This is a genomic window from Wohlfahrtiimonas sp. XWW7 (genome assembly GCF_056716055.1).
This window is the reverse complement of the sequence record NZ_CP168032.1, coordinates 818,512-841,993: the sequence shown is the minus strand read 5'-3', so window position 1 is coordinate 841,993 and position 23,482 is coordinate 818,512. Positions and strand designations below refer to the sequence as shown.

Sequence of the window (23,482 nt, the reverse complement as noted above, 5' to 3'; positions counted from 1 at the left end):
CATAAAAAAACACCCAGTTTGGGGAAACTGGGCAAAATTCGAGAAAGAGAAAGAGAATTTATAGTTATTATTATTCTTGAGTGAGGTTACTTGCATCAATCACGATGTTATCTGGATTAATGTTATCCCCATAAAATGACTTCATTGTTTTGTCGTAAGCTTTGTGGAAAAACTCTTCATTTTGCAATGTTGTAATTTCCGCATTGACCCAATCCAATAATGCTTTGTTACCTTTTTTAACTGCTGGCGCAATCACATCTTCTGGGCCAATCACTTGTACAGATACATCGAACTCAGGATTATTCTTTGCCCACGCATATAACATTGTATTGTCATGTGCTAATGCTGCTGCACGGCCATCTTTCAATGCTGCGAATGCTTCAGAGTTATGATCATATTTTTGCAACTGTACATTTGGGTGATTCTTTTCAAAGTAAGTTTCTGCCGTTGTGCCTTTATTCACGATCAATACTTTGCCATCCAAATCTTTGACATCTGTAATCGTTGCCTTATTTGGCGAAACTAAGCCAATTGCAACTCTCATATAAGGCTTGGCGAAATCTACCTGCTCGATTCGCTCTGGCGTCACTGTGAAGTTTGCCAATGTAATATCCACTTTATTTGCATTCAAAACATTGATACGGTTTTGTGCTTCTGTTAAGACAAATGTGACTTTATTTTCATCACCAAATAGCGCTTTACCGAGATGCTTTGCTAATTCGATATCGTAACCTTGGCTATTGCCTTCTCTGTCAACGTAACCAAATGGTGGTTTATCGCTGAATACCGCAACACGTAATTCACCACGATCTTTTACTGCTTGTAAGCTGTTATCCACTTCCTGCGCTAATGCAGATGAAGAAAATAGTGCTGATAAACCCAACAATGCGACTGATGCTGACTTTTTAAAACTAAACATGACAATCCTTCCTTTTTTATAATTAATAACTCACTGCTACCATACTTATCGCCTTTCAATATTCGTTAAATACTTACCTATAAACTTGAAATTACTGAGGTATAAACAAATAAGCTTTGAATACTTAAAAATCAAAAACGGTTAAAAACTGCTGCGCGCGTTCTGTTTTTGGCGCTGTAAAAAACTGTTCAGGCGGTGCCATTTCCACGATATTACCTTGATCCATGAACACAATGCGATCTGCTACTCTGCGAGCAAAATTCAATTCATGCGTCACAATTAACATCGTCATACCTTGCTTTGCTAAGCCTTGAATCACTTCCAGCACTTCTCGTACCATTTCAGGATCGAGCGATGCTGTCACTTCATCAAAGAGCATAATTTCAGGATTCATGCACAATGCTCTGACAATCGCGATGCGCTGTTTTTGCCCACCCGATAATTCTCTTGGATAAGCATTTTTACGATCCAATAATCCGACTCGCGTTAATAACTCATCCACTTGTTTCATCACTTCTGCTTTATCACGCTTTTGAACTTTCAAAGGCCCAAGCAGAATATTTTCTAACACTGTCATATTTGGGAAGAGATCATAACTCTGAAACACCATCCCAACTTTTTGTCGAACATTGATCCAATTCGTTTTAGGTTGATTTAACTCTTCATCATCCAATTGAATTGAACCACTATCTATTTTTTCTAAGCCATTCAAACAGCGTAAGAATGTTGATTTACCACAACCTGAAGGCCCGAGAATCACTACCACCTCGCCTTTCTTCACTGCCAAATCAATGCCATTCAAAATGGTTCGCTCCGAGAAAGTTTTAACGAGCTTGGAAACGTTTAATAATGCATCAGACATTTGTGTACCTTTATTGATTTGACTTACGTGTTAATAATGTTGCAAGTTTAGAAAGTGGGTAACAGATCAAGAAAAAGACCAGTAAAATCACGCCATAGATCCAAAATGGTGCCATCGGGTTATTCATCATCGTTGCGTATTCAATGATCTCTTTGCCCACTTTTGTGACATCTTGCACACCAATCAAGACCAATAACGATGTGGTCATCACAATGCGGGATGAAAGATTCAATGTTGCAGGTAATGCTCGCTGAAAAGCTTGTGGCAGCAATACATATCTAAATAATTGAAAATGATTTAGGCCAATCGCTTCTGCTGATTCTCGCTGATGTTTGGGTATCGAAATGATCGCACCACGAATGATGTCACTCATTTCCGCAGCACCCCAAAATGTGAAGGCGATGATGCCAACTGTGCGACCATTGATATCTATCTTCAAATCTGTCGGAAAAATATAATAAAGCACATACAACAAAACCAATGTTGGCAACACACGCACAGTCTCTAGATAAATTCTAAATACTGTTCGGATGGCCCAATTGTTGGAAGTACGAAGTACACCAAAAATCGTGCCTAAAATCACACTCAACGCAATCGCAATCAATGCCACTTCTAATGTGAAATAGAGCCCGCTTGCTAAGCGCTTAACGGTGATCCAATCCAGAATATCAAGCCCCAAATTCTGCATGTCGCACCCTTTTTTCTACATAAGATAAAACGAAAGTGAACGGTAAAATCACGATCACATAAGCAATCACTAATAACATTAAGTTTTCATTGGTATGACCAACATTGCTAATGTAATTCACCACAACTGTTGTAATATCAGTGCCTGCAATCGCTGTAAATACCGATGTTTCTTTGAATAAGAAGATACAGTTCGCACCCAATGCTGGAATACAATATGAAAATGCTTGCGGCAATATGATGTAACGAATCATCTGCAATCGACTTAACCCTATAGCTTTACCTGAATCAAACTGTGATTTAGCCACTGCTTCTATACCACTTTTAAAAGCTTCTGCCATATAAGCACCACCCAAAAGCGATAACCCTAATAATGCTGTGGCTTCAAAACTTAAAACAATGCCAAAAGCTCTCGGTAAGCCAAAATAGAGAAAAAATAGATGAAGCAATAATGGCGTGTTTCTAAAAAATGCCACATAACCTTGTGCAACTCTTGCAATCACAGGGACACGATAAAAAATCACTAAACTTAACATCGCGCCCATAACGATTGAGGCTATAATCCCAAAAAATGAGATTTTTAATGTTAGCCACAGAGCTTTCTCTAAGGTTGGCAATACTGAAACAATGTACGAAAAATTCATTTATCTTTTTTCAAATAAAGGTGTTGATAGATATTTTTCACCGCTATCTGGTAAGATCACCACAATGTTTTTCCCTTTATTTTCAGGTCGTTTTGCCAATTCTACAGCCGCACTCAAAGCTGCGCTTGAAGAAATACCAATCAATAAACCTTCTGTGCCAGCAACAACAGGCGCAACCGAAAATGCATCGCTATCTGATACCGTGATCACTTCATCGTAAACTTTAGTATCTAAAGTTTCAGGCACAAATCCTGCGCCAATGCCTTGGATTTTATGTGGGCCAGCAACGCCTTTCGATAAAATTGGAGAAGACTCAGGCTCGATTGCCACCACTTGGATATTAGGGTTTTGCTTTTTCAAGTAAGCGCCCGTACCTGAAATCGTACCGCCCGTACCAATACCCGCTACTAAAATATCCACTTGACCATTTGTATCGTTCCAGATTTCTGGGCCTGTGGTTGCTTCGTGCGCAGCTGGGTTTGCAGCATTGACGAATTGACCTAAAATTACGCCATTTGCAATTTCTTTCGATAATTCTTCAGCTTTTGCAATTGCGCCCTTCATACCTTTCGCGCCTTCTGTTAGAATCAACTCTGCACCATAAGCTTGTAATAAATTACGGCGTTCAATGCTCATAGTTTCTGGCATTGTTAAAATGATGCGGTAGCCTTTCGCCGATGCAACAGATGCTAAACCAATGCCTGTATTGCCGCTCGTTGGCTCAATGATGACAGAACCTTCTTTTAAAATTCCTGCTTTTTCTGCTGTTTCAATCATAGCGCGCGCAATACGATCTTTAACGCTGCCCGCTGGATTCAAATACTCTAACTTAACAATTAAAGGTGTTTCCAAGCCTGCTTGTTGAGAAAAGCGATTCAACTTTAATAGTGGCGTGTTACCAATTAAATCAGTTAAACTTTCATAAATTTTTGTCATTGCTCTTTTCCTTCTACAATTTTAACTTGATTCTCGATTAACATACTTTTAATATATGCTTTGTATGTCTTATAAATTATCAAACTATTTGATAGACTGTCAATCAATTTTTATGTAAGAAGGTGAAAATGAAACTCTCTGCAAAATCCCGTTATGCATTAGCCTCTGTCACGAAGATGGCGATGGCGTATGATTCTAAAGAAACTATGACAATTTTAGAGATTGCAACAGATCTCAATATTTCTAAAATCTATCTTGAACGTGTATTTTCACAATTGAAGCAAGGTAATGTTGTCTCTGCTATTAAAGGTGCTCAAGGTGGTTACTTTTTAACAAAAACGCCTGACCAAATCACTATTTACGATGTTTTAGCAAGCGTTGAACCTGCCATTTTTGCAGACAATGAAAAAACAGTGGAAGAAATTGCACCTAAAATCGAACAAGCATTACATAATCAAATCTATGCTCGTTTAGATGATGCTTTAAAAGAGAGTTTAAGTCACGTAACTTTGGCAAATTTAGCCGAAGATGCACAAAAAGATGATGACAATTATATGTATTACTTATAAATAAATATTTAATATTTTATGCTATAGCTTTGTTTTATGGATGACAATATAATTAAACGCATTACAATGAGTATTCATCTCATACTTTTATAAACACTCACTAGTGATATCAAGAGGAATAAATGCGTACAGAAGTTGACTTACTTGGTAGTAAAGAGATTGCCGATGATTGCTACTATGGCATCCATACACAAAGAGCGATTGATAATTTTAAAATTTCATCTCAAACCATTAATGATATGCCAGAAATCATTCGCGGAATGGCGATGACGAAAAAGGCTGTGGCTTTAGCTAATCAATCTCTACACGTTTTAGACCCTAAAATTGCAGATGCAATTGTTAAAGCATGTGATTTAATTCTCAAGGATGATCGCTGCCTCGATCAATTTCCAATTGATGCTTTCCAAGGTGGTGCAGGCACTTCTGTCAATATGAACAGTAATGAAGTAATTGCCAATCTTGCATTGGAAATTTTAGGCCACGAAAAAGGTCAATATCAGATCGTGAATCCTAATAACCATGTGAATATGTCGCAATCCACAAACGATGCTTATCCTTCTGGTTTGCGCTTAGCATTCTATGAAAAAATGCATACTTTAATCGCGGGATTGATTCATTTAAAAGCTGGGATTGACGCAAAAGCACAAGAGTTTGGTGGCGTATTGAAAATGGGCCGCACACAATTACAAGATGCAGTACCAATGAGTGTTGGCCAAGAATTCAATGCTTTTTCAACATTAATTGGCAATGAAATTGTGGCATTGAAACAATCGACAGATGAATTGTTAACATTCAACTTAGGTGCAACAGCAATTGGTTCAGGCATCAATACACCAGAAAATTATCCTGAAACTGTTGTGAAACACTTATCTGAACTCATGGCTAAAGAGTGCAAATCAGCACCCGATTTATTCTCAGCAACCTATGATTGTACTGATTTTGTCACATTACATGCAGGCTTAAAGCGCTGTGCAATTCGTTTAGGTAAAATCTGTAACGATCTTCGTTTATTAGCATCTGGCCCACGCACAGGCTTAAAAGAATTAAACTTACCTGAATTACAAGCAGGTAGCTCAATCATGCCAGCAAAAGTTAACCCTGTAATGCCTGAAGTTGTGAATCAAGTTTGTTTTAAAGTCATGGGCAATGATGTCACTGTTTCTATGGCAGCGGATGCTGCGCAATTGCAACTCAATGTCATGGAGCCTGTTTTGGTACAAGCGCTGTATGAATCCATCACATTATTGAACAATAGCTGTTACAACTTACGTGATCGTTGTATTGATGGCATTACAGTCAATACTGATCGCTGCCGCCAACATGTTTTAAACTCTATCGGCATCATCACTTATTTAACACCAGTGATCGGCCATGCTGAAGGTGATATCATTGGTAAAATCTGCGCTGAAACTGGCAAAAGCATCAAAGAAGTTGTATTAGAACGCAACTTAATGACAGAAGCTGAATTGGATGATTTATTATCTGAAGAAAATTTATTGCACCCACATCATGTGAAAGCAAAATTTTAAATTTTTATCTTAAAATATAACAGCGAAAACCCTATCATTCGATAGGGTTTTTAATAGACTATAATCTACTCCAAATGTGCCAAACGGATGAATTGCGTTTCATCATAAAACAGCGTGGTTTCGTGTATTTTTCCACCTGTTTCTTCTGCAAATAAAACAAAACCTAATGGCTTGGCAGGCATATGTGGTGCAATCGGATTAGCGAGTTTAATTCTACCGAGATCCGACAGAACTTGTATGTGATAAAACATTGTCATCACACATTTTTCCACATCAACATTTTCGTAAAGCAATGCTGTTGGATAATAATGTTGGATCGCTATAGCAATCTCTTTAGAATGTATGAAAGGTTTTTCATCTTGCTGCAAAATTTCAATAATGTACGTCAATATATTTTTATCAATATGCATATATTAATCCTTTTAGATCTCATTTTTATCATCTATTATCGATAATCATTTTAAAGAAAAACACCCTATATTGATATAACCTAACTCATTTTTAATGGAAAAATATGTCTAATCAAAATAATAATGATGTTCGTCGCTTAACAGATGAAGAAATTCACGCACTGCGCGAAGAGATGAAGGAAGCATCCGAATATATGCGAGCGGAATTAAAACGCCGTAAAAAGGCGAAAGCTGATCAAGAAGATTAAATAGCATTCGGCAAATTGTAAAAAATTTTGAAATAAACTCTCGTTGACTAGATCAATATCAACTAGTTAGCTCTCAAACAACAAACTTTTTCAATTAACAACTAATATCTTTTCTACAAATCGTCATAATCTGCTATGTTGAAAACTCACTACAAAATAAGTACATATTTAAGGAGATTGATTCATGGCATTGGATATACTGCGTTCATGGCTCGCCGAAGCCACAACCATTCGACGACAAATCCACGCACATCCAGAACTGGGATTTGAAGAAGTCAATACTCAGAAACTCATCATCGAACACCTTACAAGCTATGGCGTTGATCACATTGACACCAACTTTGCAAAAACAGGTGTTGTTGCAGTCATCAATGGTCAGCAAGATGGGCCATCGATTGGTTTACGGGCCGATATGGATGCACTGCCAACGCAAGAGAGCAATACATTTAAACATGCCTCCAAAATTACTAATCGTATGCATGGTTGCGGTCATGATGGGCATACAACTATGCTACTTATGGCAGCCAAATTTTTAGCCCAACATCGAGATTTTTCAGGACAAGCCATACTATTCTTCCAGCCTGCTGAAGAAGGTTTAGGCGGTGCTGAAACCATGGTTGTCAAAGACAGAGTATTTGATCATTATCCTGTCGATGCTGTATATGCACTGCATAATTGGCCAGGATTACCTGTGGGAACCTTTGCATTTCGCCCACAAAACATCATGGCGAGCTCAGATCGTTTATTCATCACCATTAAAGGAAAAAGTGGGCATGCTGGTTTACCACATAAATCACAAGATCCATTGTTAGTGGCAACGCATATTTATCAAGGTATCCAAGGTTTAGTCGGCCGAACATTCAATCCACTAGATCCTATTGTGGTTTCCATTACACAAATGCATGTGGGCCAAACCAATAATGTCATTGCTGATGAAGCAAAAATGTCAGGCACGTTTAGAACCCATTCCAAAGATGTGCGTGAAGATCTAATAACAAAACTTCAAACATTAGTTGAAAACATGGGCAATGCTTTTAATATGGAAGCACATCTAGAATTAGGCGCCATCCATCATCCTGTCACTATCAATACAGAAAAAGAGACAGAAATTGCCATCGAATCAGCCATTCATATTGTGGGTAAAAATAATGTTGTGACAAATATCACGCCACAAATGACAGCAGAAGATTTTTCACATTTCCTAGAACATCGTCCTGGTTGCTATGGATTCATTGGCAATGGTACGCAAGCACCATACAACGTGGATCTTCATAATTCTCAGTATGATTTTAATGACGACATCATTCCTTATGGTGCTGCATATTTTGTAGAAGTCATTCGTTCTTATCAATAAAAAATACAACCACAAATAACAATCAACTCAACTTTAAGGAGAAGTTTATGTCGACACTCGTAAGTAATAAAGGGTGGTTCGATCGTTTAGAAGCGTTCGGCAACAAAATCCCACATCCACTATTTTTATTTGCCACACTCTGTTTGATCATTGCAGTGATTTCATTCGTAATGAGCTTTTTTGATCCTCAATTGGTTCATCCTGCCACCAATGACGTCATTACCGTTCGTAGCATCATCAGCAGCGAAGGCTTAGTCTATATTTTGAGTTCTACCGTCAATAACTTCATCAACTTTAAACCGTTAGGATTAGTCTTATCTATGATGATCGCTGTAGGTTTAATGGAAGAGATTGGTTTAGCGAGTGCCACCATTAAATCACTATTATTAAATGCGCCACGTCGATTCATCACCATGAGTATTTTCTTTGTGGGCATCGTAGGTAATTTAGCATCAGATGCAGCCTTTGTATTAATTCCGCCATTGGCAGGTATCATTTTTGCTGCGACAAAACGTAATCCTATAGTGGGTATTTGCGCAGGATTTGTTGCCGTTGCTGCTGGTTTTACAGCCAATATTTTCATTGCAGGCACTGATGTACTTTTATCAAGTGTGACGAATGAAGTTTTAAAAACAGTCTCAGATCAACAAATCACACCTGCTGCAAACTGGTATTTCATGTTAGTCTCTGTGCCATTTTTAATGATCGTTGGTACTTGGATCACTGAAAAAATTATTGAACCTCGCTTCCCAGTTGAAGAAGCGAACATCGTCAAAGCAGAGGACGAATCTTCATATCAATTGTCAGCAATTGAATTGCGTGCTGTCAAAATCACAGGTATTTATGCGCTCTGTTTTAATATTGCTTTAGTGTTGGCAATCTTGCCGTCAAGCTCACCATTTCGTAATGCATCAGGTGGATTGGTTCCTTCACCATTCTTAAGCGGTATGATTCCTATCATCATGTTATTTTTCATCAGCTGCTCTTTAGTTTATGGTTTCCTCGCTAAAAAGATCGAAAAACTCGATGATATTCCCGCAATCATGACACGCTCTTTAAAGAATGTCGGTGGCTACATTATTCTCGTATTCTTTGTGGCACAGTTCATCGCATGGTTTAACTGGACAAACTTATCACTATTTCTCGCGATTGGTGGCGCTAACCTTCTCTCCTCCATCGAAATCCCTAATGTTCTCATGTTGGCACTATTAATGTTACTGTCAGGCTTTGTGAATCTCATTGTATTTAGTGGTTCTGCACAGTGGGCATTAATGGCACCTGTATTTGTACCATTATTTGTATTGCTAGGTATGGAGCCTGCTGCCATTCAGATGGCATATCGCGTCGGTGATTCCACCACCAATGTCATTTCACCCACTAATCCCTATTTACCTATGATATTGGCTGTGATCGCACAATATAATCCTAAATTTAAATTTGGAACATTCTTATCCATCATGATGCCTTATGCATTAATACTATTATCCACTTGGGGAATATTATTCTTACTTTACTACTACTTTGGATTACCACTTGGCCCAGCATAATGTGCTCTTAATCATAAAATCCCAATCAACCATGATTGGGATTTCTTTATCACCAACCAGCATAATTTACATAAGTTGATCATTAGATTAATATCAATAAAATGCTCTTTGTTTAATTTTTATACAAAAAATTATAGTAAGCTGCTGATTAATATCGTTAACTGATAAAAATAAGTTAATCAGCAAATCAATGTTTGAATGACAAAGGGAGAACAATATGACAAAAAAAATTTCACGTAGAGACTTCCTAGATGGTGTAGCAAAAGGTGCTGGCGTTGCAGCCATTACATTATCACCTTTAATGCATTTATCTTTTTCTAAAGTACCAGAAGCTGCAAGGCTTGATCTGAATATCCCTTTTAACTATTATCCGCCCGCAGAAACAGGCCTTCGTGGAAATGTTCCAGGAACATTTACAGATGCACATCGCTTAATGCGAGGCGAAGAGCCTTTTGATGTTCCAACACAAAATCAAATCAGTGAAACCTATGATCTAGTCATTGTCGGCGCGGGAATCAGTGGATTAGCTGCGGCTGATTTTTATCGTGAAAAACACCCGAATGATACAATTCTACTTTTGGATAACAGCGCAGATTTTGGCGGACACTGTGTTCGTAACGAGTTTGAAACCGACAAAGGCATGATGATGAGTTATGCAGGCAGCGAATCATTGCAGTCTCCACGTCTTGTTTATAGCCCAGTTGCAACACAATTTCTCAAAGATCTAACCATCGATTTAGATCAATTAGAAAATAGCTTTAATGTTAACTTGTACCCCGATTTAGGGTTATCCAAAGGTGTTTATTTTGATAAGAATCATTGGGGCGTGAATAAGATTGTTTCTGGCAATCCTGAACATGAAGTGGCGGATGACATTCCGATTAATAAACTGAATGGTCGTTCATACCAAGAGTTCTTTACAGACTTCCCAATGGAAGAAAGCGATAAAGCAGCACTGATTGCACTTTATGCAGAACCTAAAGATTATCTTAAAGGCATGTCCATTGAACAAAAAACTGAATATTTAAAAACAAATAGCTATCTCACTTTCCTAAAAGATAAAGTAAAGTTATCTGATACAGCCATTAAATATCTCAAACAACAGACAACGGAATTCCAAGGCGTTGGTATTGATGCAGTATCAGGATTTGCAGCACGTTACAATGCCTGCCCTGGCTTAGAAGGCATGGAACTTCCAGCTTTATCTGGCGATGCATTAGCAGAGCTCAATGATCTCTATGTGTATCATTTCCCTGATGGCAATGCTTCAGTGGCACGCTTAGCTGTACGCAAGCTCATTCCTGATATTGCATCTGGCAAAGATATGCATGATATTTTGCTCTCTCAATTTGATTATCAAAAATTGGATCAAGCAGATTCAAAAACACGTATTCGCCTTCAAGCAACAGCTATTTTGGCAGAGAATGTTGGCAAACAAGCCGATGTTGTCTATGCCCATAAAGATAAATTGTACCGTGTACGCGCAAATAACGTCATTATGGCAAACTACAATGGCATGATTCCTTACATGGTGCCATCTATGCCTGAAGCACAACGACAAGCCTTATCTAAGAATGTGCGTGTACCTTTCGTGTACGCCAAAGTGATGATTAAAAACTGGGAAGTGTTTAAGAAACTTGGGGTTCATAAAATTTACTCACCAACAGCATCTTTCTCGCTTGTTAAACTCGACTATCCTGTTTCTATGGGCGGATACAAACACTCAGCAACACCACAAGACCCAATGTGTTTACATATGGTTCATGTGCCTGTCCCTGGCGATGGCAGCAGCCCCAGAGATCAGTCACGCGAAGGTCGAAAAAAGATTGTAAGACAAAAGTTTGAAGATTTTGAAAGCATGATTCGTGAGCAATTAGATGGAATGTTTGGCGAACACGGTTTTAATCATGAAGAGATGATCACAGCCATTACCGTGAATCGCTGGGGCCATGGTTATTCTTACTTTGAAAGTGATCTATTTGATGATTCTAACGAAGTCAAAAAGATCATGAAAACAGCCCGCCAACCATTTGGTAATATTTTCATCGCAAACTCAGATTCTGAATGGAGCGCATATCTTCATGCGGCTGTAGATGCTGCACATCGAGCAGTCTCAGAAATCGACGCTTAAAATAATAAAGCACTCAATGATAATACATTGAGTGCTCTTTCACGTTTACCCACAATTTTTGTGAATTAATTTTTAATCTTTGCAATCCTTGCAAATACCCTGAATTTCAATACAGTGATCCTGCAATGAAATCCCCATATCATCTAGTTTATGGCTAATGGTTTCCGTCAATGTGCAATCATCTATCTCTTCCGCTTTTTGACATTGTGAGCAGATCACCATTAGTGAGTTATGTTCATGTTGATGATCGACAGTGCAAGAGATATAAGCATTCAATGTATGAATTTTGTGAATGAGTTTTTCGGACAATAAAAAATCCAAAATGCGATAAGTTGTTGTCGGCGTGATGTTATGCCCTTGCTCACGCATCTTTTCAATCAGCTCATAAGCTTTCACTGGCGCATTCGCTTCCAATAACAGTGCCAAAATCATTTTACGCAAAGCGGTTAAACGTACACCATGTTGCGCAGCCAAAATCTCTGCATCTTCAAGATATTTCATCATTATTTCTGATAACTGATCTTTTGCCATCATTGATATCTCTCAATTTCATCCAATAGCATAGTATAGCTCGAAACGCCCATTGCTGCCGCATCATTTCTTTGAATGATCAATCGCCCAGAAATAGAAACTTCCGACATTGAATGAATATTTTGAACAGGTTGAGCCAATTGAATATGTATGATCTGATTTGCAGGTGGCGGTGGAGAATGAATGCAAGCACCAAAATATGGCACTAACAGAAATTCGCTCAATGAACGGGAGTCCGACCAATCTAAAGGCACAACATAGCCTGAAATTGTCACCATTGAATCATTCAATGCATCGTTCACAGGTGCATTTGCCCATTCTGCCAAGATTGCTTGTAACATCTCTTCTGCCATAGGATCCGCATCGGAAATCGCACTCAAATTCATATTGCTAAATAGAAATTCAGGCTGACTCGCATCCTTTGCGATAAGGTCTTGCCATTGCAATATTTGATATTCGTGTGGCGCATTCTTATAAACCGCTAAACCTAACACAAGTAAGAGCGCTATGAATATCACACCTAAAACACGTACAACCCACAACATTAATTGATCGTCACAATCATTGTTAACAGCGACATTGTTAATAATGCTGTGATCATCCCTGTTGTGACAGATTTTTTATGCATCATTGGTTTGGCTTTCGGCAATATCTCCCGCAATGCGACATACATCATCATTCCGCCTGCGAATGCTGACAAATGCATTAAATAATCCATGGACAAAATGGCTCGCAAAAATGTATAGATGAATATCGCTAACAACGCTGGTGCAAGCCCTGTGAATAGTGCACGATAAAATTGCTGTCGGCGACTCTGTTGAGCTTCAGGCAGAGCCAAACCACAACCCAATGGCAAATTATGACAAATCACCGTCAGCGCTAATATTGTGCCAAGCCCGATATTCATCATTGCCGTGCTGAATACCACAAAACTTTCAGGGATATTATGCATCACTAAAGCAAACATGGTTAATTTACCTTTGCTATGCAATATACGATTGAAAACTGCTAGCCCAATTAATCCCACAAGCCATAATATGATCGAAATGACATTGAGTTGAAGCCACAGAATTGTGATACTTAAATAGATCATCGTCCCTGCGGAAAAGCTCAATAATATCATCATAATTGAGATGCTCTTTCGTTCAAGCAATACACCAAAAAACCAACCGATACAGATGGATATTCCGCTCAATAGCGTCAAAATTAATGCCAATAACCATGATTTCTGATGACTTTGATGATCCCACTCAACATGATCCGCCAATAATGCATAGCTGGATTCACCATATTCTGAAACATTACCATCAATATTCAATCGCCCTGATACTGTCAGATTATCCATTGTTTGAATGCCTGACAATCCCTCTTTCAATCGTACATGTACAATCTGATTTTTCGGTGGCGGCGGCACATGAATGCACGCACCATAATAAGGCACCAATAAAAACTCACTGATATTTGCATTTTGATCCCACTCTAATGGCACCACAAATCCTGACAATGCTATATTTTGCCCAGCTAATGCAGAGTTTGGTAAACGCTGCTCTTGATGATCCATATAATTTTTCAACATCTCAGGAGAAATGTCATCTTGTGATAACTCAAATTCCGTTGAAGGTGCCAACAACTGCTCCCATTCAATCACATGATAATCATTGGCAAAACCCACCTTGACCAATGATAAGATCATCACAATCCATAGCGCTATTGGCTTAATTGCATTCATACTATTTTGAAACACTTAAACCATCCGCTAAACTCATTCGATAAGCGCGCCATGCAGGAATCATACTTGTACACAAACCTGCTAACATAATTGCACCTAACAGTAACCATTCGCCATTCGTTGGCAGTGATAAATAGATGGCAATGCCATATTTATCCATTAATAAAGGGCTAAATAATATAATCAATAACGTCAGTGAAACGATACCAATCAATACACCTATGACCAATAACATCAAGCCTTCACATGCCAATAAACATAAAATATCTGTTGGCTTTGCACCTGCTGAACGTAAAATAGCCAACTCTCTTCTGCGTTCTCCTAAGCCCGCCAAAATGGTTGCGGTTAATCCTGCCAAACCCACAACAGTGACTAATGCAGAAACAATTAATAATACTTTCTCAGCTGAGTTCATCATCGACCAAATTTGATCCATCACAACGCCTGGCATAACCGCCATTAATGATTCTGATCGCCAATCATTCACAGATTTTTGCACAGCAAAAACATGACTGCGTTTTTTTAAGCCCACCAATAATGCTGTGATACTTTTAGGTTTCAAATCAAACTTCGTAATCTGATCCGCAGGAATATTTAACCCTGGAATGGGTGCTCCACTTTGCCAGTTTAAATGAATGGCCTCCATTGCCTCTAAACTAATGTATAAGGAGCGATCCACTGACGTACCTGTTGGTGCTAAAATACCAACCACCTGAAAGGGTTTATCACCATGCTGTGCAATATCCGATGTACTATTGCCATGACTTAAAACTACTTTCTGCCCAAGTTCATAATTAAGATTTTTAGCAACTTCAGAACCAATCACAACATCAAATAAACCTTCAAATTGTTGTCCTTTTGCTAGTACTAAATTTTTATCTTTCTGATATCGATAATATTTAAACATATTTTCATTTGTGGCAACCACAGGATATCCTTGATGTGTATCGCCCAATGAAATCGGAATCACCCAATCCACTTCAGGCTTCTTAGCAATCAGTTCAGCGCTATTCCAGCCCATATTATTGGTAGCACCACCCAAATGAAAAATTGCATACAGAATCAACTGAACATTGCTACCACGAGCACCAATCACTAAATCTGTGCCTGAAACCGCTTGCACAAAATTCTCTCGCACTTGAACGCGAGTTTTTTCAATGCCTAATAATAATGTTGTGGATAAAGCAATGGATAATATGATTAATAATAGTGTGCCTCGTCGATTCCACGAGCTTTTCCAGGATAATGATATTAAATACAGTAATCTAGTCATTCCGATCCTTTTTCGCACACATTGATATCATTAAGATGAATCACTCGTTCAAAACTCGATATGATTTCGCGATCATGGCTGACAAATAACAAAGTTATATCGTGTTCACGGCAAGCATTGAGCAATAGATCTAAGAAATCTTGTCGACGATCAGCATCTAAAGCAGAAGTGGGTTCATCTGCAATTAATATGGAAGGCTTCCCCATTAAAGCCCTTGCGGCTGCAACACGCTGCTGCTGCCCAACAGATAATTGATTCGCTTTTTGGTGCCATAACTTTGATGATAAATCCAATCGTTCTAATAGCGCTTTTGCTTCATCCACAATAGAACCATAATGCCGAATGCTTTGCGCTGCTCGTAATCGAGATAACTGGCAAGGAATCAACACATTTTCCAGCACAGTTAAATATGGAATTAAATTAAATTGCTGAAAAATAAAACCAATATGATCACCCCGAAAAATATCTCGCTCGCTGCCACTGAGCTGATTGGTCAAACAATCATTGATGATAATACTGCCAGATGTTGGCGATAAAATACCTGCAATCAAGCCCAGTAATGTACTTTTACCACTACCGCTTGGCCCTGAGATAAAAACCTGCTCACCTTTATGCACAATCAACGATTCAATGGCAAGTGTCGGAATCGTTGCATTCGGCCAATAAAAATCTAATTCTGTTAACTGTATAGCAACAGAAGCTTGTGCTCCTGTTGCTTTTAAATCATTAATAGTCATCTAGTTACCATTGAATCACAGTATTTTTTGATGATAACTCAGCAGATTTTTGACCTTTTGGAGTGATCATTTGCACTTCTATATGCTCTAAATGTGGAAAATATTGGAATAACTGAACATTCATCTGTTGTAATTTTTCAGGTGATTGGCATTTCCATTGCGCTGAAACAGTTAAATTACCATGAGTTTCTGTGTGGTTGTGTTCATGTGCTTTATCATGATGATGTGTTTGACCTAACAAACTTGCTTCGATCACATCGGATGCTAAATCCACATCTTTCAGCTCACATTCTGCATCTTTTGGTAATACAATCAATTGATTCATTTGTGAAAAATGTTTTACCATTGCCTTAACCTCAGCAATTTCCGCATCACTCTTAGGCGCATACTCAAAAGAGATAAAATTGGCCAAAGCGCCTTCTAATGCTAATTCCACATCACCATTTTCAATGCTGACATTCATATTGGCAACGCCATGTTGATGCGCACCATGATGTTGATCATGCCCAACCATTTCATCCACAATGTCTTCTTTACTCAATGCAGCAGGATAGAATGTTGGCCAATTACTGAGTTCTAATGCCAATGTTTCATGTGAATCATTGCCCATATAAAGATGAAAATGGCCTGCTTTTTCAGGTGCAATGATGTGATCACTGAACTGAATATATTTCGGAGCCTGAGATTGTGGATCTGTGCATTCAAACAAATAACGAACACCTCTTTTGCCTGAATCGTATGTCAAAATTTTATGGCCAGAAGATTTATATTCACAGCTTGTCACTTGTGTAGGAGATTTATACTCGATGACATTGTCATGAATTGCGACAGAAGTTAAATCTGTTTTGTAACCTTTTAAATAATAAGCGCGATACTCTTCCAATGTTTTATCGCCCTTCTCTGCTTTAAGCGCCAACATTGGATCTAAATCACCACTGACTAAATATGGATAAATGGATTGCCAATCGCCTTCCCAATCACTCAATGAACGTGCCTGAACATCTTCATCTTCAAAAATACCTTGGCTTGCTAATACCGCTTTCTCAGATTGATCATGTGAGTGTTTATGAGCCACGCTCACTTGCAGGCTCAAAATAGCTAATAGCAATATAGACTTTTGCATCTCTCATCCCCTTAATTAAAAAATGTAATGTTATATCATTTCATTTTTAGCGTCAAATGCCATTAATATAATTTCAAAAATCACTTATTCACAATTTATGTGATTAAGATTGTGGATAACTTTGTGGGTAAGATTTGAAACAACCCATTATGATTTTTGATACAATTGACTGCTTATTAACCCTTGGAAATAAGCATTATGAGCACCCAAATTGATGAAATATTAGTGGTATATACGAACCTAAAAGATGCGCAAAGCCTTGCGCAAGTTGTTCGTTCATTGAACTTTTACTCGGCTCTCACACCTGCATTTAAAGTGACAGAAGAGATGATCGACCTAGCACCTGCAATCATTGATTTATCTGAACAGGGTAATTTCCCATCAGAGAAAACGCTTTCAATCGCTAAAGATGCTCTGGAAAATGATCAATTAAAAGCTCAAATTGCGGCTTTCTTACAAGAACAACGCCAATTGAAACCAACCTGGACAGTAGAAGCATTTGCCCAACTAGAAAGTGCACGCATTAAAGAGATCGTAGGTAAAGATGAAGTGATTTTGGCTTTATCTGGCGGCGTGGATTCTTCAGTTGTTGCGGCTCTTTTGCATAAAGCAATCGGCAAACAATTAACCTGTATTTTTGTGGATACAGGCTTGATGCGCTTAAACGAAGGCGATCAAGTGATGAAAGTTTTCGCTGAAAATATGGGCGTTAACGTCATTCGCGTCAATGCTGAAGACCGTTATCTAGCAGCATTGGCTGGTGAAAATGATCCTGAGCGTAAGCGCAAAATCATTGGTGAATTATTCATCAAAATCTTTGAAGAAGAAGCTCAAAAATTATCCCATGCAAAATGGTTGGCGCAAGGCACAATCTACCCTGACATTTTAGAATCTGGTGATCATCATGGTGCTGACAATGTGATTAAATCACATCACAACGTGGGTGGTTTGCCTGAAGACATGCAATTTGAGTTGATCGAACCTTTAAAATATCTATTCAAAAATGAAGTACGTGAACTGGGTGTTTCTTTAGGTTTACCTGCTGAAATGTTGTATCGCCATCCATTCCCAGGACCAGGTTTAGGTGTGCGTATTTTGGGTGAAATCAAAAAAGAATATGCTGACATCTTACGTTTAGCGGATGACATTTTTGTTCAAGGCTTACGTGAACATGGCTTATATGACAAAACATCACAAGCATTTGCAGTATTTTTACCCGTAAAGTCTGTAGGCATTAAAGATCACAAGAGAACTTATGAGTACACAATTGCCCTTCGTGCAATCGAAACTATCGACTTTATGACAGCTCGTGCAGCGCGTTTACCTTATGAATTCATTGAAGAAATTTCGGACAAGATCATTTTATCGATTCCTAAAGTGACAAGAGTTGTTTATGATGTATCGAATAAGCCACCTGCAACAATTGAGTGGGAATAACAAAATAGTGTAATATTACAGAGATGTATTATCACATATCGATTTAGGAGAATGACATGCGTATCGTATTATTGGGTGCACCTGGCTCAGGCAAGGGAACTCAAGCAGCCAATTTGGTCGAAAAATATGGGATTACTCACCTTTCAACAGGTGATATGTTGCGTGCTGAAGTTAGCGCGGGTACAGAACTTGGTGTAGAAGCTAAGAAAATCATGGATGCGGGCCAATTGGTATCAGATGATATCGTATTAGGTATGATCAAAAACAACATTGAAGCAATCGATGGTGGTTTTTTATTGGATGGTTTCCCTCGTAATTTGAATCAAGCAGAAGCTTTAGATGAATTATTGACAGGTTTATCTCAACCGATCGATAAAGTAATCTTCTTTGATGTACCTTTCGAGATCATTAAAGAGCGTTTATTGTCTCGTGGCCGTTCAGATGACAACGAAGAAACTATCGAAAAACGTCGTAAAGTTTACGAATCAGAAACAGCACCTTTGATCAACTACTACACTAAACAAGGGAAATTAGTAACAGTGGAAGGCGTTGGCGAAGTGACCGAAATCAGTGAACGTATTTTTAACGCACTAAGCTAAATTACAGCTTACAATAATGGAATGGCAGCTTAAGCTGCCATTTTTATGAGCATGAAAAAAGAAACTATAATTACTGTTGCTTGTATCTTATTTGTTGGTTCTTTTGCCTATTTTGGCTTACCGATGTTTGTACCGAGAATAGAGAATCAGAGCAATCAGCCCTTTTGGGAAACATCATTGTCCGACAACAAGGATATGCAAGCCTTTGGTTTAACACTGAACCAATCAACATTACAAAATGCCATCGATACTTTTGGTAATCGCGTTTCTCTGACTTTGTACGAAACTGAATCTGGTGATCAAGTGGAAGGTTATTTTAGAGAAACTCAAGTAGGCCCATTCGTTGGTAGAATGGCTTTTACATTGGTCAATAATCCTACGGATATGGCAACTGCTAAAGAAAAAGCAATCCCAGAGCAAGCACCAATGAGTGGCAATAAGAGCTACAAATTACCTCCAGAATTGAATGAATTATTCTTAGATGAGCCTGTTTTCAGCTTGGCTTTCATTCCAACACATATTGTGCTAACGCCTGATGATGTTAAAGGACGATTTGGCGAGCCTGCACAAATCATCGAAGAGATGATTAACAATAAGAAAACAGGCACAGTCCATTATCTCTATCCTGAAAAAGGTATTGACGTAACTTTGGATAAAGAAAAAAGATCAATTATTCAGTATATCTCACCTAAATATTTTGGGGAAAAAATCATCTCTCCAATCGCCATTGAAAATTGATATTGATCAAAAAAGTTGACATCTAAAATAATAATGGTAATTTAGATGTAGCTCCTGAAAAAGAGATTACCTAAAAAGCTCTTCAGGATCTTAGGCAAAATAAGCACATTGAGGATATGATAAAACCCGTAATGGAAATTCCATTACGGGTTTTACCTTTCTACGCACTTAATCTCTATTGAGCAGAAATTTTATCTAATACTTGCTCTAAGCGACTCACCATCACATCAATATGATCTAAAGAAATATTCAATGGCGGGAAGAAACGCACAACATTATCACCAGCGCCTACTAATAATAAGCGTGCATCAAAAGCAGCATTCACAACATCAGAAGCCTTTATCACGGCTTCATCAAATTGAATACCTAACAACAAACCTTTACCGCGTACTTCTTTCACAAATGGATATCGAACTTTTAATAAGTTTAACTTTTTCTGTGTATAAGAACCACGCTCTTCAACAGCAGCCACAACACCATGATCCACTAATTCAGTCAATACAGCATGTGCAATTGCACATACGAAAGGATTGCCACCATACGTCGAACCATGATCTCCAGGCACGATAATATCATTCGCTTTTTCGCGTGTTAAACAGGCGGCAATTGGAACACCACCACCCAATGCTTTCGCAATCGTTACAACATCAGGCACAACATTCAATTGTTGATAAGCAAACAATGTGCCCATTCTGCCCATGCCACATTGAATCTCATCAAAAGTTAGCAATGCATTGAATTGATCTGTCAATTCACGCAGTGTTTGTAAGAACTCAGGTGTTGCCGCACGAATACCACTTTCACCTTGTACAGGCTCAATAATGATGCCGCAGAAGTCTTCATTTACTAAAGCTTTTGCCATTTCAACATTATTGAATTCACATTCAACAACATCGCCCATTAATGGTCGAAAATCCTCTTGATACTTCTCTTGCCCTGTTATCGCCAATGCGCCTGTACTACGGCCATGAAATGAATCTTTCATATATAAGATTTTCGTCTTATTCGCAGCAATCTGATGCCCATGTTTACGCATCACTTTAATGGCTAACTCATTTGCTTCTGTCCCAGAATTACAGAAGAAAACTTGCTGATGATGGCTATTGCGCGTTAATTTTTGTGCCAAATATGTCTGCATATCATTTTGATACAGGTTAGAGATATGAAACAGTTTTTCACTCTGCTCTTTCGCAGCTTGCACCATTGCTGGATGCGAATGTCCTAAACAGTTAACAGCAATACCCGATACACAATCAATGTACTCATGATTCTGATCACTGTATAAGAAAGGACCTTTCCCACGAACAAAATTGACAGGAAAGCGCTTGTAAGCATTCATTAACATCAGTTATTTTCCTCTTTAGTTTCTTTGATCAATGTACCTGCACCTTCGGCAGTAAAGATCTCTAATAAAATCGCATGTAATGTTTTACCATTTAAAATAATAACGTTTTTTACACCACGATCAATTGCATCTAAACATGTTCTGACTTTTGGCAACATTCCGCCAGTAATCACTTCTTCATCAATCAATTTTAATACTTCTGAATAATCCACTTCTTTCAATAAAGTTGACGGATCACGGAAGTTCATCATAATGCCATCCACATCCGTTAAAAAGATGAGACGAAATGCATTGAGCTCTGCTGCGATTGCACCTGCAACATAGTCAGCATTGATATTATAAGTATTACCATCTTCATCCATACCAATCGAAGAGATCACTGGAATGTAGTTATCCTTCGTCATTGTATAAATGATGTCTGGATTAATTTTTTCAATCTCACCCACAAAGCCAATATCAATCTGCTCACCATTTTTATCAGCAAATTTTTTATGGGCAGTGAAAAGATTGCCATCTTTACCACTCAAACCAACCGCTTTACCACCTTGACGCTGTACATCTGCAACAATCCCTTTATTGATCTTTGCAGAAAGCACCATCTCAGCCAATTCAACTGTATCTTGATCACTAACACGTAAGCCTTCAATGAATTCTGTGGTTTTATTCACACGCTCAAGCATTTGGTTGATCTCAGGCCCACCACCATGAACAATCACGGGATGAATCCCAACGTACTTCATCAACACAACATCTTTTATGAACTCTTGACGAATATTCTTATCCACCATCGCACTGCCGCCGTATTTAATGACGACAGTTTTGCCATGATAACGACGAATGAATGGCAAAGCCTCAATCAAAAAGGCTGCTTTATCTTGATTACTAATCATATCCATCACCTAGGTTCTATAATCTGCATTGATTTTGACGTAATCATAGGAGAGATCACAACCCCAAGCTGTTGCAACAGCTTCACCATTATGAAGATAAATTTCAATTTCCACTTGTTTTTCAGAGAAAATCTCAGCCAATAGTGCTTCATCAAATGCCATGCCAGCACCATGTGCAACGATTTGAATTTTTGCATCGCCACCTTTGACAAAAATCTCTATTTTATCCACTTGCAAATCCGCAGATGAATAACCAACTGCACATAAAATTCTACCCCAGTTGGCATCACCACCGAAAATTGCCGTTTTAACCAAACTTGAACCAATCACAGATTTTGCAACTTTTCGTGCATCTTCTACAGTTTTAGCGCCAAATACATTTGTTTCAATGAGTTTAGTCGCACCTTCCCCATCTTCTGCGATTTTCTTTGCCAATGTTTGATTAATGAAACGCAATGCTTCAACAAATTCAGCGTAACCAGAATCTGTTACTGATGTGATTAAATCATTACCCGCCAAGCCATTGGCTAAAATGATCGCTGTATCATTTGTGCTTGTATCACCATCCACTGAAATCATATTGTAGCTTTCATCGACACTTTCTAAAAATGCGCGTTGTAGCAATGATTTTTCAATGGCAATATCCGTTGTAATAAAGCCTAACATCGTGCCCATATTTGGGTGAATCATGCCAGAACCTTTCGCAATTCCGCCAATTATCACAGTTTTACCTTGAATCTCTAATTCAACCGCAATATTTTTCTCTGTTAAATCTGTTGTCATAATCGCTTTTGTTGCAATCGTGCCATCTTGTGACAACGCATCTACAACATGATCAATGCCAACATTGATTTTTTCCATGGGCAATTGCACGCCAATAATCCCTGTCGAGGCTACTAGAACTGCATCCTGAGACAAATTCAATCGCCCTGCCACTAATTTACACATACTTTCAGCATTACGATAACCTTCATCGCCCGTACAAGCATTTGCATTACCGCTATTCACAATGATTGCTTGTACATTGTCTGATTGAACATGTAATTCAGACAAAGTTACAGGCGCGGCTCGCACTGCATTGCGTGTAAATGCACCAGCAGCTACTGCAGGTGATTCTGAATAAATGAGCGCCATATCATAATTACCGCTCTCCTTAATACCTGCTTTAACACCTGCCGCTAAAAATCCTTGGGCAGATGTTGCATTTCCATCCTGAATGATTTTCATATTGTCCATTCTCATTA

23 protein-coding genes and 2 pseudogenes are annotated in these 23,482 nt (G+C 38.5%); 9 read left to right on the top strand and 16 right to left on the bottom strand.

Annotated features, from left to right (window positions below; genetic code table 11):
* Positions 1-70: 70 nt before the first annotated feature.
* The 5 genes from ACA100_RS04075 to cysK all read right to left on the bottom strand — a co-directional run bounded on the left by ACA100_RS04075 (position 71) and on the right by cysK (position 4,048).
* Positions 71-919: a cysteine ABC transporter substrate-binding protein gene (locus tag ACA100_RS04075; protein ID WP_481078719.1), complete on the bottom strand. Its 849-nt coding sequence runs from the start codon at positions 917-919 to the stop codon at positions 71-73.
* 124 nt (positions 920-1,043) lie between these two features.
* Positions 1,044-1,781, bottom strand: coding sequence for an amino acid ABC transporter ATP-binding protein (locus ACA100_RS04070; RefSeq protein ID WP_481078718.1), 738 nt, complete (start codon positions 1,779-1,781; stop codon positions 1,044-1,046).
* 10 nt (positions 1,782-1,791) lie between these two features.
* Positions 1,792-2,469 (bottom strand): amino acid ABC transporter permease, encoded by a 678-nt coding sequence (locus tag ACA100_RS04065; RefSeq protein ID WP_481078717.1) that lies wholly within the window; start codon positions 2,467-2,469, stop codon positions 1,792-1,794.
* Entirely contained in the window at positions 2,450-3,112 is a 663-nt protein-coding gene (locus ACA100_RS04060) for an amino acid ABC transporter permease (protein WP_481078716.1), read from the bottom strand. The genes ACA100_RS04065 and ACA100_RS04060 overlap by 20 nt, the downstream gene beginning before the upstream one ends.
* Positions 3,113-4,048: a cysteine synthase A gene (gene cysK / locus ACA100_RS04055; protein WP_481078715.1), complete on the bottom strand. Its 936-nt coding sequence runs from the start codon at positions 4,046-4,048 to the stop codon at positions 3,113-3,115. It abuts the gene before it with no gap.
* A 128-nt stretch (positions 4,049-4,176) separates the two neighbouring features.
* Between cysK and ACA100_RS04050 the strand changes: the two genes are divergently transcribed.
* Both ACA100_RS04050 and aspA read left to right on the top strand, forming a co-directional pair.
* Positions 4,177-4,617 (top strand): RrF2 family transcriptional regulator, encoded by a 441-nt coding sequence (locus ACA100_RS04050; RefSeq protein ID WP_481078714.1) that lies wholly within the window; start codon positions 4,177-4,179, stop codon positions 4,615-4,617.
* A gap of 122 nt (positions 4,618-4,739) precedes the next feature.
* Complete coding sequence (aspA, locus tag ACA100_RS04045; RefSeq protein ID WP_481078713.1) at positions 4,740-6,146, top strand: aspartate ammonia-lyase; 1,407 nt, start codon at positions 4,740-4,742, stop codon at positions 6,144-6,146.
* Between the two features lie 65 nt (positions 6,147-6,211).
* Here the strand turns inward: aspA and ACA100_RS04040 are convergent, their stop codons facing one another.
* Positions 6,212-6,556, bottom strand: a complete 345-nt coding sequence (locus ACA100_RS04040; protein ID WP_481078712.1) for a hypothetical protein — start codon at positions 6,554-6,556, stop codon at positions 6,212-6,214.
* Between the two features lie 104 nt (positions 6,557-6,660).
* Here ACA100_RS04040 and ACA100_RS04035 point away from each other — a divergent pair, with 104 nt between their 5' ends.
* The 4 genes from ACA100_RS04035 (at position 6,661) to ACA100_RS04020 (ending at position 11,836) form a co-directional block, all read left to right on the top strand.
* Positions 6,661-6,804, top strand: coding sequence for a hypothetical protein (locus tag ACA100_RS04035; RefSeq protein ID WP_481078711.1), 144 nt, complete (start codon positions 6,661-6,663; stop codon positions 6,802-6,804).
* A 184-nt stretch (positions 6,805-6,988) separates the two neighbouring features.
* On the top strand, positions 6,989-8,158 hold the full coding sequence (locus ACA100_RS04030) for an amidohydrolase (RefSeq protein ID WP_481078710.1): 1,170 nt from the start codon (positions 6,989-6,991) through the stop codon (positions 8,156-8,158).
* A 47-nt stretch (positions 8,159-8,205) separates the two neighbouring features.
* Positions 8,206-9,705: an AbgT family transporter gene (locus tag ACA100_RS04025; RefSeq protein WP_481078709.1), complete on the top strand. Its 1,500-nt coding sequence runs from the start codon at positions 8,206-8,208 to the stop codon at positions 9,703-9,705.
* 217 nt (positions 9,706-9,922) lie between these two features.
* Positions 9,923-11,836 carry an NAD(P)-binding protein gene (locus tag ACA100_RS04020; protein WP_481078708.1) on the top strand — a complete coding sequence of 638 codons (1,914 nt, stop codon included), beginning with the start codon at positions 9,923-9,925 and terminating at the stop codon, positions 11,834-11,836.
* Between the two features lie 72 nt (positions 11,837-11,908).
* Here ACA100_RS04020 and ACA100_RS04015 read toward each other — a convergent pair whose 3' ends face one another.
* The 7 genes and pseudogenes from ACA100_RS04015 to ACA100_RS03985 all read right to left on the bottom strand — a co-directional run.
* A complete protein-coding gene (locus ACA100_RS04015; RefSeq protein WP_481078707.1) occupies positions 11,909-12,370 on the bottom strand; it encodes a Fur family transcriptional regulator in 462 nt (153 codons plus the stop codon).
* Complete coding sequence (locus tag ACA100_RS04010; RefSeq protein WP_481078706.1) at positions 12,367-12,912, bottom strand: DUF3299 domain-containing protein; 546 nt, start codon at positions 12,910-12,912, stop codon at positions 12,367-12,369. The genes ACA100_RS04015 and ACA100_RS04010 overlap by 4 nt, the downstream gene beginning before the upstream one ends.
* Entirely contained in the window at positions 12,912-14,111 is a 1,200-nt protein-coding gene (locus ACA100_RS04005; protein WP_481078705.1) for a DUF3299 domain-containing protein, read from the bottom strand. The genes ACA100_RS04010 and ACA100_RS04005 overlap by 1 nt, the downstream gene beginning before the upstream one ends.
* Entirely contained in the window at positions 14,098-15,369 is a 1,272-nt protein-coding gene (locus ACA100_RS04000; RefSeq protein WP_481078704.1) for an ABC transporter permease, read from the bottom strand. Before ACA100_RS04000 ends, ACA100_RS04005 begins: the two co-directional genes overlap by 14 nt.
* Positions 15,366-16,106 (bottom strand): ABC transporter ATP-binding protein, encoded by a 741-nt coding sequence (locus tag ACA100_RS03995; protein WP_481078703.1) that lies wholly within the window; start codon positions 16,104-16,106, stop codon positions 15,366-15,368. The genes ACA100_RS04000 and ACA100_RS03995 overlap by 4 nt, the downstream gene beginning before the upstream one ends.
* Before the next feature lie 4 nt (positions 16,107-16,110).
* Positions 16,111-16,620 carry a ZrgA family zinc uptake protein gene (locus ACA100_RS03990; RefSeq protein ID WP_481079100.1) on the bottom strand — a complete coding sequence of 170 codons (510 nt, stop codon included), beginning with the start codon at positions 16,618-16,620 and terminating at the stop codon, positions 16,111-16,113.
* Positions 16,609-17,229 (bottom strand): annotated as a pseudogene (locus ACA100_RS03985) (ZinT family metal-binding protein); the annotation flags it as partial. The gene ACA100_RS03990 and the pseudogene ACA100_RS03985, both read right to left, overlap by 12 nt.
* 441 nt (positions 17,230-17,670) lie before the next feature.
* On the opposite strand from ACA100_RS03985, the pseudogene guaA reads away from it, so the two are divergent.
* From guaA to ACA100_RS03970, 3 genes and pseudogenes are all read left to right on the top strand, one after another.
* A pseudogene (gene guaA / locus ACA100_RS03980) lies at positions 17,671-18,666 on the top strand (glutamine-hydrolyzing GMP synthase); the annotation flags it as partial.
* A gap of 56 nt (positions 18,667-18,722) precedes the next feature.
* Entirely contained in the window at positions 18,723-19,265 is a 543-nt protein-coding gene (locus ACA100_RS03975; protein WP_481078702.1) for an adenylate kinase, read from the top strand.
* A gap of 45 nt (positions 19,266-19,310) precedes the next feature.
* A complete protein-coding gene (locus tag ACA100_RS03970; RefSeq protein WP_481078701.1) occupies positions 19,311-20,003 on the top strand; it encodes a hypothetical protein in 693 nt (230 codons plus the stop codon).
* Between the two features lie 175 nt (positions 20,004-20,178).
* Here ACA100_RS03970 and ACA100_RS03965 read toward each other — a convergent pair whose 3' ends face one another.
* From ACA100_RS03965 to argJ, 3 genes are read right to left on the bottom strand one after another with little or no spacing between them, the layout of a single operon-like run.
* A complete protein-coding gene (locus ACA100_RS03965; RefSeq protein WP_481079099.1) occupies positions 20,179-21,351 on the bottom strand; it encodes an aspartate aminotransferase family protein in 1,173 nt (390 codons plus the stop codon).
* Positions 21,348-22,238, bottom strand: a complete 891-nt coding sequence (gene argB / locus ACA100_RS03960; protein WP_481078700.1) for an acetylglutamate kinase — start codon at positions 22,236-22,238, stop codon at positions 21,348-21,350. The genes ACA100_RS03965 and argB overlap by 4 nt, the downstream gene beginning before the upstream one ends.
* Positions 22,239-22,247: 9 nt before the next feature.
* Positions 22,248-23,474, bottom strand: a complete 1,227-nt coding sequence (argJ, locus tag ACA100_RS03955) for a bifunctional glutamate N-acetyltransferase/amino-acid acetyltransferase ArgJ (protein ID WP_481078699.1) — start codon at positions 23,472-23,474, stop codon at positions 22,248-22,250.
* Between the last annotated feature and the right edge of the window lie 8 nt (positions 23,475-23,482).

Coding starts and splice junctions, on each gene's coding strand:
- argJ (WP_481078699.1), bottom strand. CDS start 23,474: ATGGACAATATGAAAATCATTCAGGATGGAAATGCAACATCTGCCCAA.
- ACA100_RS03995 (WP_481078703.1), bottom strand. CDS start 16,106: ATGACTATTAATGATTTAAAAGCAACAGGAGCACAAGCTTCTGTTGCT.
- ACA100_RS03990 (WP_481079100.1), bottom strand. CDS start 16,620: ATGGTTGGGCATGATCAACATCATGGTGCGCATCAACATGGCGTTGCC.
- ACA100_RS04020 (WP_481078708.1), top strand. CDS start 9,923: ATGACAAAAAAAATTTCACGTAGAGACTTCCTAGATGGTGTAGCAAAA.
- ACA100_RS04050 (WP_481078714.1), top strand. CDS start 4,177: ATGAAACTCTCTGCAAAATCCCGTTATGCATTAGCCTCTGTCACGAAG.
- ACA100_RS04025 (WP_481078709.1), top strand. CDS start 8,206: ATGTCGACACTCGTAAGTAATAAAGGGTGGTTCGATCGTTTAGAAGCG.
- ACA100_RS04030 (WP_481078710.1), top strand. CDS start 6,989: ATGGCATTGGATATACTGCGTTCATGGCTCGCCGAAGCCACAACCATT.
- ACA100_RS04075 (WP_481078719.1), bottom strand. CDS start 919: ATGTTTAGTTTTAAAAAGTCAGCATCAGTCGCATTGTTGGGTTTATCA.
- ACA100_RS04015 (WP_481078707.1), bottom strand. CDS start 12,370: ATGATGGCAAAAGATCAGTTATCAGAAATAATGATGAAATATCTTGAA.
- ACA100_RS04060 (WP_481078716.1), bottom strand. CDS start 3,112: ATGAATTTTTCGTACATTGTTTCAGTATTGCCAACCTTAGAGAAAGCT.
- cysK (WP_481078715.1), bottom strand. CDS start 4,048: ATGACAAAAATTTATGAAAGTTTAACTGATTTAATTGGTAACACGCCA.
- ACA100_RS04040 (WP_481078712.1), bottom strand. CDS start 6,556: ATGCATATTGATAAAAATATATTGACGTACATTATTGAAATTTTGCAG.
- ACA100_RS04035 (WP_481078711.1), top strand. CDS start 6,661: ATGTCTAATCAAAATAATAATGATGTTCGTCGCTTAACAGATGAAGAA.
- aspA (WP_481078713.1), top strand. CDS start 4,740: ATGCGTACAGAAGTTGACTTACTTGGTAGTAAAGAGATTGCCGATGAT.
- ACA100_RS03975 (WP_481078702.1), top strand. CDS start 18,723: ATGCGTATCGTATTATTGGGTGCACCTGGCTCAGGCAAGGGAACTCAA.
- argB (WP_481078700.1), bottom strand. CDS start 22,238: ATGATTAGTAATCAAGATAAAGCAGCCTTTTTGATTGAGGCTTTGCCA.
- ACA100_RS04010 (WP_481078706.1), bottom strand. CDS start 12,912: ATGTTGTGGGTTGTACGTGTTTTAGGTGTGATATTCATAGCGCTCTTA.
- ACA100_RS03970 (WP_481078701.1), top strand. CDS start 19,311: ATGAGCATGAAAAAAGAAACTATAATTACTGTTGCTTGTATCTTATTT.
- ACA100_RS04065 (WP_481078717.1), bottom strand. CDS start 2,469: ATGCAGAATTTGGGGCTTGATATTCTGGATTGGATCACCGTTAAGCGC.
- ACA100_RS04070 (WP_481078718.1), bottom strand. CDS start 1,781: ATGTCTGATGCATTATTAAACGTTTCCAAGCTCGTTAAAACTTTCTCG.
- ACA100_RS04000 (WP_481078704.1), bottom strand. CDS start 15,369: ATGACTAGATTACTGTATTTAATATCATTATCCTGGAAAAGCTCGTGG.